Annotated in this window: 13 protein-coding genes; 12 read left to right on the top strand and 1 reads right to left on the bottom strand. The window is 58.8% G+C overall.

What is annotated here, in order from left to right:
* The first annotated feature begins 32 nt into the window (after positions 1-32).
* The 10 genes from DKK75_RS05550 (at position 33) to DKK75_RS05505 (ending at position 10,401) form a co-directional block, all read left to right on the top strand.
* Positions 33-1,679 (top strand): ABC transporter substrate-binding protein, encoded by a 1,647-nt coding sequence (locus DKK75_RS05550; RefSeq protein WP_110452450.1) that lies wholly within the window; start codon positions 33-35, stop codon positions 1,677-1,679.
* A gap of 2 nt (positions 1,680-1,681) precedes the next feature.
* Positions 1,682-2,662: an ABC transporter permease gene (locus tag DKK75_RS05545; protein ID WP_110452560.1), complete on the top strand. Its 981-nt coding sequence runs from the start codon at positions 1,682-1,684 to the stop codon at positions 2,660-2,662.
* 74 nt (positions 2,663-2,736) lie between these two features.
* Positions 2,737-3,711, top strand: coding sequence for an ABC transporter permease (locus DKK75_RS05540; RefSeq protein WP_258333181.1), 975 nt, complete (start codon positions 2,737-2,739; stop codon positions 3,709-3,711).
* Positions 3,695-4,489, top strand: a complete 795-nt coding sequence (locus DKK75_RS05535) for an ABC transporter ATP-binding protein (RefSeq protein WP_110452448.1) — start codon at positions 3,695-3,697, stop codon at positions 4,487-4,489. Before DKK75_RS05540 ends, DKK75_RS05535 begins: the two co-directional genes overlap by 17 nt.
* On the top strand, positions 4,476-5,324 hold the full coding sequence (locus DKK75_RS05530) for an ABC transporter ATP-binding protein (protein ID WP_110452447.1): 849 nt from the start codon (positions 4,476-4,478) through the stop codon (positions 5,322-5,324). The genes DKK75_RS05535 and DKK75_RS05530 overlap by 14 nt, the downstream gene beginning before the upstream one ends.
* A 246-nt stretch (positions 5,325-5,570) precedes the next feature.
* Positions 5,571-5,936, top strand: coding sequence for a GntR family transcriptional regulator (locus tag DKK75_RS05525; RefSeq protein WP_110452446.1), 366 nt, complete (start codon positions 5,571-5,573; stop codon positions 5,934-5,936).
* Positions 5,933-6,793: an ATP-binding cassette domain-containing protein gene (locus DKK75_RS05520; protein ID WP_110452445.1), complete on the top strand. Its 861-nt coding sequence runs from the start codon at positions 5,933-5,935 to the stop codon at positions 6,791-6,793. Before DKK75_RS05525 ends, DKK75_RS05520 begins: the two co-directional genes overlap by 4 nt.
* Complete coding sequence (locus DKK75_RS05515; RefSeq protein ID WP_110452444.1) at positions 6,790-7,752, top strand: hypothetical protein; 963 nt, start codon at positions 6,790-6,792, stop codon at positions 7,750-7,752. Before DKK75_RS05520 ends, DKK75_RS05515 begins: the two co-directional genes overlap by 4 nt.
* A gap of 88 nt (positions 7,753-7,840) precedes the next feature.
* The gene (locus tag DKK75_RS05510; protein WP_110452443.1) at positions 7,841-9,856 is read left to right on the top strand and encodes a RecQ family ATP-dependent DNA helicase; all 2,016 of its coding nucleotides are present in this window, start codon (positions 7,841-7,843) and stop codon (positions 9,854-9,856) included.
* A 62-nt stretch (positions 9,857-9,918) separates the two neighbouring features.
* On the top strand, positions 9,919-10,401 hold the full coding sequence (locus DKK75_RS05505; protein WP_029678668.1) for an S-ribosylhomocysteine lyase: 483 nt from the start codon (positions 9,919-9,921) through the stop codon (positions 10,399-10,401).
* An 87-nt stretch (positions 10,402-10,488) separates the two neighbouring features.
* Here DKK75_RS05505 and DKK75_RS05500 read toward each other — a convergent pair whose 3' ends face one another.
* A complete protein-coding gene (locus DKK75_RS05500; RefSeq protein ID WP_110452442.1) occupies positions 10,489-11,499 on the bottom strand; it encodes a LacI family DNA-binding transcriptional regulator in 1,011 nt (336 codons plus the stop codon).
* 339 nt (positions 11,500-11,838) lie between these two features.
* On the opposite strand from DKK75_RS05500, the gene DKK75_RS05495 reads away from it, so the two are divergent.
* Positions 11,839-13,161: an ABC transporter substrate-binding protein gene (locus tag DKK75_RS05495; RefSeq protein ID WP_110452441.1), complete on the top strand. Its 1,323-nt coding sequence runs from the start codon at positions 11,839-11,841 to the stop codon at positions 13,159-13,161.
* Between the two features lie 100 nt (positions 13,162-13,261).
* Positions 13,262-14,182 carry a carbohydrate ABC transporter permease gene (locus DKK75_RS05490; RefSeq protein ID WP_110452440.1) on the top strand — a complete coding sequence of 307 codons (921 nt, stop codon included), beginning with the start codon at positions 13,262-13,264 and terminating at the stop codon, positions 14,180-14,182.

The raw sequence follows: 14,182 nt of genomic DNA, 5'->3' as shown, positions 1-14,182 counted from the left end.
ATGGCGGTCAACCGCAGCATAAGGATTCGTCAATGAATGCAGATCGACACGGCACGCATGCCCATGACAGCGTGACCGCAGCAGATACAGACGTGGCCCAGGAGCCAGGCCCCAGCACTGACCCCGAACTCAACGCCAGGATCAGACCCATGAAGTCGGGCGGCAACACCCTGCCCTGGAAGCTGCTCAGTCTGCTGCTGGCACTGGCCTTGGCCCTCTCCCTGTGGACAGGGCATCGTGGAGTCGCTGGTCAGGCCGAGGGCGGGAGCGTGGCGGATACGGTCAAGGTGGGGCTCAAGCTGGCTCCCACCAATCTGGATATCCGCAACCAGTCGGGTACGGCGCTGGATCAGCTCCTGATCGGCAATGTCTATCAGGGTCTGGTGTCACGAGATTCTAGGAATAAGGTGCACCCAGGGCTGGCAAAAACTTGGAATGTTTCCGAGGACGGCCTGGTCTACACCTTCCGCCTGCATGAGGGCATCCGCTTCTCCAACGGCCATGCTCTTAGAGCCCAGGACGTGGTCGACTCCATTCGCGAGCTCATGGCAGGCCACTATCAGGGCAGCGAGATGCTGGAGGGCTTCCAGGGCGTTCAGGCTACGGATCCGCTGACGGTGCGCCTGACGTTGTCCAGACCCTACCAGGATCTGCTCTGGCAGCTGAGCGGCCGGGCTGGCCTGGTCTTTGACCGACGGGCCCAATACGACATGAAGACCCAGGCCGTGGGATCCGGCCCATATCTGCTGGAAAGCTTCCGTCCAAACGACTCGGTCACCCTCAAGGCCGATCCGCACTACTGGGGCAGCGATAAGCCTAAGACACAAACCATCATCATCCGTTACCTCAATGACGATAACGCTGCCGTCAATGCCTTGCGCAGTGGGGATGTGCAGGTGCTGGCTCCGGTCACTGAGAACCTGGCCAGTCCCTTCCGCAACAACCCCGATTTCCAGGTCAAGGCGGGCGACGACACCGACAAGTACGTCCTGGCCATGAACGGCAAGGGTGTTGCTACATCCGACCTGCGGGTGCGGCAGGCCATCCGCTATGCCATCGACCATCGGCAGCTGATTGCCTCCCGGGGCGGATCGGACAGCGCTTTGGGTGGCCCCATACCCTCGTTGGATCCCGGCTATCAGGATTTGACCGGACTCTACCCCCATGATCCGGAGCAGGCACGGCGGCTTCTGGCCCAGGCCGGATATGGTCCCGACCACCGGCTGAAGCTGCGGCTGACCTACGCCAACACCTACGGTAGCGAGTTGGGCGATCAGCTGCGCTCGCAGCTGCGCCAGGTGGGCATCGACCTGGACGTGCGGGTGGTGGAATTCTCGGTCTGGCTGCAGGACGTGCATGCCAACAAGGATTACGACCTATCTCTGGTGGATCATGGCGAGAGCCACGACTTCCATCAGTGGGCCAACCCTGGCTACTACTACAACTATGACAATCATCAGGTCCAGGAGCTCTACCAGAAGGCCATGGCCACGACTTCCGCCGATGACTCCGACAGGCTCCTGGCCCAGGCCGCCCGGATCGTCAGCAACGACGCGGCGGCGGACTGGCTCTTCAATTACCGGGTGACCGCGGCCTGGCGGACGGGGTTGGAGGGCTTCCCAGTCGATTTGAACCAGTCTCTCATGCCCTTGTCCGACGTGATTTATAGGCGGGCATGACCATGGCCAGATTCCTGATGCGGCGCCTGGTGCTGTTCCTCTTAGCACTGATGGGCATCTCCCTGCTGATCTTCCTGGCACTGCGCATCCTGCCCGGGGATATGGCGGCTGTCATGGCCGGGCTGGATGCCCCACCCGAACGTGTCGACCGGCTGCGTCGGCAGATGGGCCTGGGCCGCTCCTATCCTCGGCAGTATCTGGATTGGATTAGCGACTTTCTGAAAGGGGACCTGGGCAGGTCCATTCTGACCAACCGTTCCATCGCCTCCCAGGTGGGCATACGGGCCCAGATTACTTTTCCGCTGATTCTTTTGGGACTGGGCGTGGCCCTGCTGCTGGGCATCCCCCTAGGCTGCGCCGCCGCTCTGGCGCGCTCGCCGCGAATGCAGTCCTTCAGCCACATGGCCGCCATCGTGGGTGGATCCGTACCGGCCCTCTGGTCAGGACTGCTTCTGATTATGCTCTTCGCCAAGGGGAGCGGTCTGATCGGCCTGTTGCCCTCCCAGGGCTTTCCTGCTCTCGGCTGGGCTCAGCCGGGGCAGGCCCTGTCGTCCTTGACCCTGCCTGCTCTGTCCACCGGCATCATCGTGGGCGCCGGCATCATGCGGTACACCCGCTCCCTCCTGACCGATATGCTCTCTTCGGGGTATGTGGACATGGGCATGGCCTGCGGGATGACCCGAACCCAGGCCGCCCTACGCATCGGCCTGCGGCTGGCCTCCCCCCAGCTGGTCTCGGTGGTCGGGCTGACCATGGCCGAGATGATTACGGGCGTCATGGTCAGCGAGAACCTGTTCGCCCTACCGGGCCTGGGCTCCATGCTGATCACCGATGTGGGCAACCGGGATCTTCCGGCTGTTCAGTCCGAGTTGCTTCTTCTGGCGGCCTTCTTTCTCTTTCTGGGACTCCTGGTGGACGTTACTCATAGGCTGATCGATCCGCGTTTTCGAGGTGCGGCCAGGCAGGAGGTGGCTGACCGATGAGTTGGAAACATGCAGAAAAGCCCCGCTCGGTATTGAGGGCCGCATTCCCCGGGCAACTAGGATTCTTCGGGCGGATGCGGGTGGTGCTGGCCAGCATGTGGCGCAAGGCCTCGGGGCGGTATTCGCTGATTGTTCTGGCCATATGGATCCTGATCTCCCTGATTTCCAGATTCTGGACCCCGGTTCCTATTTGGGCCACTGACGGGTACCGAATCTGGCAGGCTCCCAGCCATGCCCACTTTCTGGGAACGGACGGTACCGGTGCAGACATTCTCTCCTGGCTGATGGCGGGTTCGGCCACCAACCTGGCTATCAGCCTTCTGGCGGTCATCCTGTCGGGCATATTGGGTCTCCTTCTGGTCATGGCCATGGTCTCGCGCCGTTCAGGAGTATCGCAGACGGTCGTAGTCCTGGTCGATGCTCTGATCTCCCTGCCTACAGTGTTGTTGGCTCTGATCCTGGCCGTTCCCCTGGGGCCCAGCATCGCCGTGGTTGTCGTGGCCTGCGGATTCGGCTACGGACTCAACCTGGCCCGAATTGTAAGGCCCCAGGCGCTCCTGGCGGCAGAGTCGGACTATGTGCAATCCGCCCGGCACAGCGGAGTCGGGTCCTTCAGAATCTTCTGCACCCATCTGGTGCCCAATGTCATTCCGGTCCTGTGCGTGCAGCTTTCCATGTCGGCGGGGACCTCCGTTCTGGCTGAAGCAGGGTTGACCTACCTGGGGGTGGGCGTTCCCTCCGGTCTGCCCTCCTGGGGGCACTCGCTGACCGCCTCGGTCAAGTTCATCAACGTTTTTCCGCTGACCGTGCTCTGGCCTGGCCTGGTAGTCACCATGGTGGTGGTGGCACTGAACCTGTTCGGTGATGCGCTGCGTGATGCCATCGATCCGGTCACCAACTCCAGGCTCAGGGCCGCCGTGGCTGCCGCCGGACGGTCTGCTCTTCAACCTGCGCCTCAGGCGGTTTCTGCGCAATTAGATGATTCCGATCATCTTGTCGAGAATGCGATTTACGCAGGCGAGGGAGGCAATGATGTCGCTGAATATTGACGGCCTGAGCCTATCCATCAATGGACGCACCATTCTTGACAGGGTGAACCTCAGGGTGGCGGATGGACAACGGGTCGGCCTGATCGGCTCCTCAGGCTCCGGAAAGTCGATGATTGCCCGCAGCGTTCTTGGCACCGCACCACTGACGGCCTCCTTGTCGGGATCCATTCTGGTGGACGGGCTCCAGATTCTCGGTTCCGATGATCGGTCCCTGGCGGACCTGCGCGGTGCCCGGATGGGCATGGTCTTTCAGAATCCTTCTACAGCACTGAACCCGGTAAAGAAGATTTACGATCAGGTGGAGCTTCCTCTTCGCCGCCACTATCGCCTGAGCGCCCAGGAAAGGCGCAGGCGGGTCATGGAGATATTGCAACAGGTGGGGTTGGATGCGGATCTGGCTGGCTCCTATCCGCATGAGCTGTCAGGGGGTCAGCAGCAGCGGGCGGCTATAGCCACGGCCCTCGTCACCAAGCCCAGACTGATACTGGCAGACGAGCCCACCACAGCCCTGGATGCCATCACCCAGCGGCAGATTGTTGACTTGCTGGTCTCCTTGGTCGACCAGAGCGGGGCCTCCCTCCTGTTCATCACACATGACTTCTCCGTCCTGGCCCGGGTTGCTGATTACTGCTACATCCTTGACGCGGGCCGATTGGTGGAAAGCGGGCAGACGCAGGGCATTCTGCGCGACCCATCCAGTCCACAGGGCAGGACTCTGGTGAGAGCTGCCAGAGAGTTGACGCTGAGCGCAGATGGAGGCAAGCATGAGGCTGACTGACGATGCACCTGCCGATCCGATCCTGACCGGAAAGGGCCTGACCAAGGTCTATGCCTCCACGGGCAGCGGCATGGCTCGAAAGGCCGCAGTTGACGGAATCGATGTCTCACTCCTGCCGGGGGAGTGCCTGGCAATCATAGGGGAGTCTGGTTCAGGGAAGACCACGCTTTCCCGTCTGCTCCTTGGCCAGTTGAGGCCTGATGCCGGACAGGTGGCATACGAGGGCAGACCAGTTCTGCATGGTTCCCCGGCCGCCAAGGCGCTTGCCCGGGACTCTGCTCTGGTCTTTCAGAATCCCTTTGCCTCCCTGGATCCCCGGTGGACCATTGGCCGGTCAGTCGCTGAGCCTCTTCTGGCTGCCAGACGCAGGGGGAGCGGGCACCTATGGCATCGTCGTCAGGACGGGACGGGTCTTGCCGATCAGGTGGCCAAAGTCTTGTCAGCGGTTCAGCTTGACCCCGACAGGCTCATGACGGCCTATCCCTCGGATCTGTCCGGAGGCCAGGCCCAGCGGGCGGCCATAGCCCGGGCTTTGATTGTCAAGCCCCGGATACTCTTGGCTGATGAGCCTATGAGCGCCATCGACGTCTCGGCGCGCGTAGGGATTCTCCATACCCTTCAATCCATCATGGCACAGTCCAGGCAGCAGGCCGATCCGTCGAATGGGATGTCCATGATCATCATCTCCCATGATCTGGGCGTTGTCCAGCACATCGCAGACAGGGTCATGGTGCTCGTCCGGGGCAAGGTGGTGGAGGAGGGGCCGGTGAACGCCATTCTCAATCATCCCAAGCAGTCCTATACCCGGCAGTTACTTGCAGCTGCGACCCTGTAGGTACCGGATTCATCCGGCATTCCGGCAAGCGGAATTACATGAGGACATGCCCATCCTAGCCGGGATGAAAGTGGGCGGCAGGAGCATATGCGCAGAGCAATCGGGCGGATGAGGACTGCATGTGATTTGACGGTTGTGAGAGGGAGTCGTAGACTGTTGGTTAGTTACTCAAGTAACTAAGTAATAAACAGTTGTAAAAGGTCCTAATTCGACGCTCCGAATCAAGGCAGACAAGGCGGTCAAACGATGGCGATCGAAATACCGGATGGTCGGCCCGTTTTCGTGAAGGTGGCAGACCGGTTGGCCGAAGCCATAGCCGAGGGTCTGGTCGCCGACGGTGAAAGGATTCCCAGCACCACGGAAATCTCCACCGCCTACCAGATCAACCCGGCCACCGTTCTCAAGGGGATGAACCTACTTGTCGACCGGGGCCTTCTGGAGAAACGGCGGGGACTGGGCATGTTTGTCACTGCCGGTGCGGGCCGGAGTGTTCGTGAGCGTCGCAGGAGGGAACTCCTGAACGGAAGGTTCCAGGATCTGGTCGAAGAAGCCAAGGCTCTGGACGTATCCCGTGAGGACCTGGACGCCATCATAGAAAGGGTCTACCAATGAGTCTGACAGTTTCCAAGGTGGACAAATCGTACGGAAAGCTGAAGGCCCTGGATGAGATTTCACTCTGCTTTGAGCCCGGCAATATATATGGACTCTTCGGGCGGAACGGGGCCGGCAAGTCCACCCTGTGCAATCTGATGACGGGCAGAGCACTTCCTGACCAGGGGCTGATCCACCTGGATGGAAGCGATCTGGTCAACGACTCAAGAATCGCTCGCCGCGTGGCCCTGGTCAACGAAACCTGGCCCTATCCATCCCGACGGCACATTAGACAAGCATTTGCCATGGCCGAGGGGTTTTACGGCGGTTTCGACTGGCACTTGGCTGAGGGTATTCTTAAGAGCTTCGCGTTGAGGCCCACTGACACCTTTGCCTCCCTTTCCATGGGGCAGCGTCAGGTGGTCAAGGACGTCATCGGACTCTGCCTGCCTGTGGATTATCTCATTCTGGATGAACCGACGACAGGAATGGACGCGGCGGCCAGGGAGAGGATCTACTCCTTCGTTCTGGAGGCCTATCAGCGTCGCGGGCCGACCATGATCATCGCCACCCATATCCTCAACGAGGTCTGCCAGCTCATCTCCCGCGCCAAGATCATCGACCAGGGGCGGGTCCTGCGATCTTTCAGCATGGATGATCTGTCAGCCCTGGGCACCACTGTCACCGGCCGTCCGCGTGATGTGGAGGGCTACCTTGCCCAGGGCGATCCGAAGCTGCTGGGCAGGCAGAGCATCGGCAACCTGCTGCGCGTCGGCTTCGAGGGTCCGGTGCCCGACGAGCAGCCCAAGGGGCTTATTGTCGCCCCCATGGATTTGCAGACCTACTTCGTCCAGATTACGGAAGGTGCGGCACAATGAGTAACACGCAAGTTGCAGAGTCGGTAGGGACGAAGACCAAGCCGGGGTCAGACAGCCCCGACCTAGGTGCTGGACCTGCTGAAGGCTGGGCTCGAATCAAGCGCTTCCTGTCGCCTGCTGTGCAGACCCTGATGGCCCTGCGCGTACAGGTGATGCCGAGGCTGATCGTCTTTTTGATTTGGGCTCTCGTCCTCGCTCTGGGAGTTATGGGGTTTATCCCCTTGAGTTCTGGATTCACCGGTCTGTTCACCGAGATGGTACTCATGGCCACCGCCTTTGTCTGCTCACTGACGACTTTCCGGCCCCTAATCTCCAACGCTGTGACCCGTTCTACAATCGCATGGACCCAGACCATCTCCAATGTGGTCATGGCCCTGGCGACAACCACTTTCATGATCGTGATCGCGATTATCAGCAGCCTAGGCCAAATCGGATGGATGCCTTTTACGGAAAGTTACCAAAGATTTCTCGTACAGGGCTGTTCGCCTTGGAGGCTGACTTTTGATCCCTGGAGCGTGTCATGCTTTAACCGGTCGTATGTCCAGCAGCCGTCCCGTTGGCTGGCTCTGGCGCTGCATATCTTTATGGTGCAGGTGGTCTTCGTTCTGCTGGGCCAGGTGCTGGGTGACCTCGCTGCCTGTCTTGATTTAAAAGGCGGATGCCTGCTGCTGGTAGGGCTGTTGATCTGTGTTGGTTTCTGGCATTCGATTTCCGGCTGGAATTTCTGGGGATGGCCGCAGACGGCGGTTCAGATGATCAACCTGGCGCGCGGCCATTGGATGTACAAGACCTTGAGTCCCTTCATGAATACTGACCTATGGGGATACTTCACCGTGTATGTGCTCTGGCCCCAGGTGGTTTTCACCCTGGTCTTCTCCGCCATGTGCATTCTGTTCAGCTACTGGCTTACCAGTCGTCGGCAGCTCCCGGCCATCCAAGGGTTCAGCATTCTGAATTAGTGGCAGGATAGCTGCATCCCGGCGACGATTGACCACATGGTCGTTCACCCACTGCTTGACTCCTGCCGGGGCAATAGACTGGGGAATCATGGTGGACATCCAGAATGCAGGGCAGGCGCTGAAGCGGTATTTCGGATATGAGTCCTTCCGCCCGGGTCAGGAGGATCTGGTCAAGGCCATTCTGGATGGGCGGGACTGCCTGGGTGTCATGCCGACCGGGGCTGGCAAGTCCATCTGCTATCAGATTCCTGCCACCCTTCTGGACGGTCTGACCATCGTCATCTCTCCCTTGGTTTCCCTGATGAAGGACCAGGTGGATGGGCTGGAGGATGCTGGCATCCAGGCCTCATTCGTCAATTCCACTCAGAGCATGGACGAGCAGTCCCTAGCCATGGCACAGGCCTCCCAGGGGCACAGCAAGATTCTTTACGTGGCGCCGGAGCGGCTGGACGCCCCTCGATTCAGGGAATTCGCTCAGCGTACAAGGATCTCCCTGCTGGCTGTGGACGAAGCTCACTGCGTATCCCAGTGGGGTCAGGATTTCCGACCTGCGTATCTGGGCATTGGGGATTTCATCAGGTCTCTGCCGTATCGTCCTACTGTTGCGGCCTTCACCGCCACGGCGACCGAGAAGGTTCGGCGTGACATCGTATACATGCTGGGTCTTAACGACCCGTATGTGGCTGTGACGGGGTTCGACAGGCCCAACCTCTTCTTCGACGTGATCAAGCTGGAGAGCAAATATAAGAATCGCTGGGTGGTCCGATACGCCCTGAAGCATGGCGATGACTCAGGCATCGTCTACTGCGCCACCCGTAAGGAGACCGAAGCCCTGGCGGACGATCTGAGCAAGGCCGGTGTCAGCGCTGTCAGCTACCACGCGGGCATGGATGCCCAGGACAGGGAACAGGCCCAACGGGACTTCGTCAACGACAAGGTGCAGGTGGTCGTGGCCACCAACGCCTTCGGCATGGGCATCGACAAGTCCAACGTGCGCTATGTTATCCATCACAACATGCCTGAGAGCATCGAGGCCTACTACCAGGAGGCCGGCAGGGCGGGACGCGACGGCGAGCCGGCTCGTTGCTCCCTGTTGTGGAACGAGAGCGATATCGTCACCCGCAGACGTCTGCTGGACATGGACAACGGCAACGACAGGCTCACCGGGGACCAGACTGAAGCGGTCAGAGCCGAGCACCGGCGTCTGCTCAACGTCATGATCGGCTACTGTCGGACTACTGGCTGTCTTCACCAGTACATGCTGCGGTACTTCGGCGAAGAGGTGGACCAGGCTGCCGCAGGTCTTTCGCCTGCCGAGGCCGGCAAGGGGGAGGCCACCCTTTCCGGACATTCCGACATGGTAAGCGGCGGCTGTCAGAACTGCTCCAACTGTCTGAGCACCTTCAAGACCATCGACGTGAGCGATGTGGCCCGTGCCGTCAGCAGGTGCGTTCATGATGTGAACCAGGGGTTCGGCTCCGGGAAGATTGCGCAGATACTACGGGGCTCGCGCTCGCAGGATCTGCTTCGGCGCGGGCTGGATCGGTGCCCCAGCTATGGCGCTCTGGCCCAGGTTCCGGAGGCGCGAATCCGTGATGTGCTCAATCAGATGGCCTCGGACGGATATCTGTACATCACCGAGGGACGACTGCCCATGGTCCATTTCGGACCCAAGGCCGCACAAACGGTCAGCCCGGACTTCCACTACGAGATCAAGCAGACGGAACGCCCGCATGCCTCAGGCAAGGTCTACGGCGGCGGGTCCTGTTCGACGCTCGACGACGGTCTCGACCAGGCCGGAGCAAGCGATGCCAGCCCAGAGGATGAGGAACTTTTCCAGGAGCTGCGCGATCTGCGGGCCAGCATAGCCCGCGAGATCGGCAAGCCTCCCTACATTGTCTTTTCCGACAGGACCCTGCGCGACATGTGTCGTCTTCGGCCAGTCGATGATGCGACCTTCCTGGCTGTCAACGGGGTGGGACAGCACAAGCTGGAGCAGTATGGACCCCAGTTCATGGGGGTCATTTCCGATTTCTCAGCTGGAAGAGGAGTGAATGTGGTCAGCGGCAGGGCAGAATCTGATAGGCGGGTCGGCCTACCATGAGATGTGCATGACTTTATCGCGGCTGCCTTTTACGCTGGGCGCCCGACAGGAAAGGAATAACAATGGCTGACAAACCTATCGTAGAGAGCTTCCAACTGGACCACACCAAGGTCAAGGCACCCTACGTTCGTCTGATCGACGAGGAGAAGGGCCCTCAGGGAGACATCATCTCCAACTATGATCTGCGTTTGGTCCAGCCCAATCAGAACGCCATTCCAACTGCCGGGCTGCACACCATCGAGCACACCATCGCTGTGCTCCTGCGCGAGCGCATCCCCGGCTATATCGACTGCTCCCCCTTCGGCTGCCGGACTGGCTTCCACCTGCTTGCCTGGGGCCGCCATTCGACCGAAGATGTGGCCAAGGCCTTGAAGGAGTCGCTGGAGTTTATCGCCGAAAAGGCCACCTGGGACGACGTGCCGGGCACCGAGATCACCTCCTGCGGCAACTACCGCGACCATTCGCTCTTCTCAGCCAAGCAGTGGAGCCGCGACATCGTGGCTGCCGGCATCAGCTCCGATCCTTACGAGCGCAAGCTGGTCTGAGCGCTGACAGACATTGGCTGGTATGGCCCAGGCGAAAATGAAAATTTTGCCTGGGCCCCTGTTTTGTCTGGGTGCTACAGGAAACGTTTAATCCATGGGGACTGTGGACTCGCGCTGAATCAGCCGACAGGGTACGTAATCAATCCCATGGTGCGGCTGGCCTTTGATGGCATCCATGAGCTGCCGAGCGGCAATGCGGCCAATAAGCTCAGTGTTGTTGTCGATGCTGGTCAATGAAGGCCTGGAGGCGTTGACCAGCACATCCCAGTTGTCGTGGCCTACTACCGCTACATCATCGGGAATCGACAGTCCTTGCTGTTTCAGTGCATCGATGCAGCCCCTTGCCAGTTGGTCGCTTTGACAGACGACTGCATCAAAATCGACACCTTGGTCAAGCAATAGTCTTGTAGCTGCGCGTCCCCAATTCTCATTCCAGCGGCCATATCGGATTGGCCCAGCGGGGTCAAGGCCGAATTCTGCCAGGGCTTCAAGAGATCCTTTTGTCCGATCTGTGGCTGCCGTAAAAGTTTCGTCGCCTCCAATGATGGCTATCTTGTTGCGCCCGCAGGAGATGAGCGAATTGACTGCGATTCGTCCGGCATCGACATTGTCGCAGGTCACCGAAGCATCATGGGGATTGGTCGAAGGTCCATATGCATAGACCAAAGGAACACCCACGTTTCCCAGACTGGAACGGGGATTGGTCTCTCTTTGCACGATGAGCAGGCCATCCACGTTCAACGAGAGGAGTTTTTCAACATGGCTACGTTCCAGGGCTTCGTCGCCTCGTGCGTTGGCCAGCAAAACAGATACGGAGCCGGCGCGCAACTCGTTTTCGGCCCCAATCAGAATGGGGGTCGAAAAACGGCCGGTCAGATCAGAGGTGACCAAGCCGATGATGCCGCTCTTGCCGCTGGCCAGGGACTGCGCCATCTTGTTTGGACTGTAGTGCAGACGTTCTGCGGCTGCACGAACCTTTTTTCTGGTCGCTGGACTTACTCTGGGCTGGTCATGAAGCGCTTTAGAGGCCGTCGACAGTGACACCTGGGCCATTTGCGCCACATCCGACAGCCTGACAGTCCGTGTTGTCTTCTCCATGTCCAACTCCAGTTCGCGAGTTTTCCGAGCAGTTGATTGCACCTTGCGTTAATCCCTATGCTAGTGCGGCCTTGCGAGGATTTCGGCAGTTGCGAAACCTCAGACCGCTATTTTCGCACTCGTAACTATGGTGCAGAAGAAAATACTATGTATGGGCAGAATAAATAGGTTTGTAACACTATGAGAAAGCGATTTTGCATTTTCGCTCATCTTGCATATGATGAAAGAGCTTTCGACCTGGACCATTCGGTTGGATTCAAGTGACACTCGTCGAATGCTAAGCGGAGTTTCCGCTGCCAGCTCTCAATGATGAGCGGGAACGTAGAGAAAGAAGCAGATATGATCTCGATGAAGAGCATCGTACGTACGACGACGGCCATAGCCGCTGCCGCCATGCTCCTGCCATTGGCAGCATGTGGAGGAGGATCGCAGTCCGGCGCAGTTTCCGACAACATACCGGCCAAGGGGACGGACGACGGGGCTCAAATCACCCTGTGGACCAGATCCCCGTTGGAGCGGCAGGCAAAAAATGTGGTCGGGGTTTACAACAAGTCCCATAAGAACAAGGTCAAGTTGGAGATCATTCCCAACGACGATATGGAAGGCAAGGTCGGCGGAGCATCCCAGACCGGGTCGCTGCCGGATATCCTGGCTGGTGACGTGGTCCGTATTCCATATTGGGCTTCTGAGGGCATCTTCAAGGACATCACCAAGCAAATCGATGCCCTGTCGAATAAAGCCGATCTCCAACAGGGCCACATCAAGGCGGGAACCGTGGATGGCAAGAAATACACGCTGCCCTTCATCACCGATGTATCGATCATGGTCTGGAACAAGGATCTGTATCAGCAAGCCGGTCTGGATCCGGAGAAAGGCCCGGACAGCATAGAGGAATTCACAAGCCAGGCCAAGAAGATCGCCGGTTTGAACAAGGATGGGGTCTCAGGATCATATCTGGCTGGTCAATCCGGCGGGGCGCTGGCATTTGATCTGTTCCCGTCCTCATGGGCTGATGGTCATGAAGTGATGAATGACGACGGTAGCAAGGCCTCTCTGGACAATCCTTCTATGAAGGCCACTCTGGACGCCTACCATCAGCTTGCTGAGACGACCAATGGCTTGGGAGCAGGCTCCAAGGAAGAGACAGGCGCCACCTGGACAGCCCCATTCGCCAACGGCAAGGTCGGTGTGATGCCTTACCCCAACACTTCGGTGACCGCAGTCATCGAGGCCGAGAAGAAGGGCGGCTTCAAGGTCGGTGTAGCTCCTATACCCGGCACTGAAAAGGGCAAGACCGCTACTTTCCTCGGCGGGGATGCCATGGGAATCTCCAAGGACAGCAAGCATGTCGCTCAGGCTTGGAACTTCCTTTCTTGGCTGATGCAAGCGGATAGCCAGAAGCAGGTATTCGCCGACAAGGGTGACACCGCCTCGAACATCCGTACCCTGAAGACCGCTTATACCGATGCTGATCCGAGGGTGCAGACCATCAATTCCGTCATTATCGATGGTCATGGCCAGACCCCCAAGTCCCCGGCCTTCAATGAGGCGTTCAATGCCGCCGGGTCGCCTTGGCAGCTGCTGATTCAAAATGCCGTCTGGGGCAAGGGCGATTTACAAGCCGACAATCAGGCGGTCAGCAAGGTCCTGTCCAAGGAGTGAATGGTCGTAGATAAGCGTCCATCGGTTTTGCCGGAGGGGTTTCGCAGGAACCTCCCTGACGATAACCAGCGATGGGCATGACCAAGCAAAGGGGTGCAATATGTCAGGCAGCAGTGAGCAAGCAGTGACACGAAGACGAAGCAAGGCGCGCGGAAGAAGAATGCGCCGAGGGATGATTTATGCTCTTCCCGATTGGCTGTTCATCATCGTCCTCTTCGTCGTTCCCATTGTCCTGCTGATCGTCATGGCGGGTTCTCGCTGGACCTTGATGGGCGGCAATCGGGGTTGGAATTTTCCCACCAATTTCATTAAGGTCCTGCACAATGAACTGCTTGCCCACGCCATCGGGTTCACTTTGGAGTACACGGTCATAGTGACCGTTATTCTCCTGGTCCTCGGACTGGGACTGGCCTTGCTGGTGCAGGAGTCCAGTGCATGGAACAACGTGCTTAGAACTTGCTTCCTGCTGCCTAGCGCCACCGGATTGGCTTCAGCATCGTTGCTTTTCTACGCTCTGTATTCACCTCAGGTGGGCCCAGTCACGAAAATCCTCGCTCATCTTGGTCTTATGGATGCCAATGGTTCTGTGCTGGCCACCGGGCAGAGTGCCCTTTGGGCCACCATTATTGTCATTGTCTGGCGGTTCTCGGGGTACTACATGCTGCTCATGATGATAGGTCTGCAATCCATTCCGGGTGATCTTTACGAAGCCGCACGCATGGATGGGGCGGGTACTTGGCGGATTTTCAGGTCAATCACCCTTCCTCTGATGCGGCCGACCATCGTCATGTGCTTGGTCTACTGCGTGACCGGGTCCATTCTTGCTTTCGATCAGTTCTTCATTCTGACCAAGGGTGGGCCCAACAACGCGACCATGACTGTAGTAGAGCTCATTTACAACTTCGCCTTCGACTCCAAGAAAGACCTGGGCATGGCTGCGGCGCTTTCCTTGATCGTGTTGCTGGCCCTGGTCGTCATTAACTCCATTCAAATGCGCGGTCTGCGCGACAATACCAAGTAA

Source organism: Bifidobacterium asteroides (assembly GCF_003202695.1).
Classification (GTDB): domain Bacteria; phylum Actinomycetota; class Actinomycetes; order Actinomycetales; family Bifidobacteriaceae; genus Bombiscardovia; species Bombiscardovia asteroides_G.
Note: the sequence above shows the minus strand (reverse complement) of the source record. Positions and strands in the feature narration are given on the sequence as shown.

Bases quoted from the DNA above. Each gene is read 5' to 3' on its own strand.
- DKK75_RS05505 (WP_029678668.1), top strand. From the start codon at position 9,919: ATGGCTGACAAACCTATCGTAGAGAGCTTCCAACTGGACCACACCAAG.
- DKK75_RS05490 (WP_110452440.1), top strand. From the start codon at position 13,262: ATGTCAGGCAGCAGTGAGCAAGCAGTGACACGAAGACGAAGCAAGGCG.
- DKK75_RS05495 (WP_110452441.1), top strand. From the start codon at position 11,839: ATGATCTCGATGAAGAGCATCGTACGTACGACGACGGCCATAGCCGCT.
- DKK75_RS05540 (WP_258333181.1), top strand. From the start codon at position 2,737: ATGCGGGTGGTGCTGGCCAGCATGTGGCGCAAGGCCTCGGGGCGGTAT.
- DKK75_RS05515 (WP_110452444.1), top strand. From the start codon at position 6,790: ATGAGTAACACGCAAGTTGCAGAGTCGGTAGGGACGAAGACCAAGCCG.
- DKK75_RS05545 (WP_110452560.1), top strand. From the start codon at position 1,682: ATGGCCAGATTCCTGATGCGGCGCCTGGTGCTGTTCCTCTTAGCACTG.
- DKK75_RS05550 (WP_110452450.1), top strand. From the start codon at position 33: ATGAATGCAGATCGACACGGCACGCATGCCCATGACAGCGTGACCGCA.
- DKK75_RS05510 (WP_110452443.1), top strand. From the start codon at position 7,841: ATGGTGGACATCCAGAATGCAGGGCAGGCGCTGAAGCGGTATTTCGGA.
- DKK75_RS05500 (WP_110452442.1), bottom strand. From the start codon at position 11,499: ATGGAGAAGACAACACGGACTGTCAGGCTGTCGGATGTGGCGCAAATG.
- DKK75_RS05525 (WP_110452446.1), top strand. From the start codon at position 5,571: ATGGCGATCGAAATACCGGATGGTCGGCCCGTTTTCGTGAAGGTGGCA.
- DKK75_RS05535 (WP_110452448.1), top strand. From the start codon at position 3,695: ATGTCGCTGAATATTGACGGCCTGAGCCTATCCATCAATGGACGCACC.
- DKK75_RS05530 (WP_110452447.1), top strand. From the start codon at position 4,476: ATGAGGCTGACTGACGATGCACCTGCCGATCCGATCCTGACCGGAAAG.
- DKK75_RS05520 (WP_110452445.1), top strand. From the start codon at position 5,933: ATGAGTCTGACAGTTTCCAAGGTGGACAAATCGTACGGAAAGCTGAAG.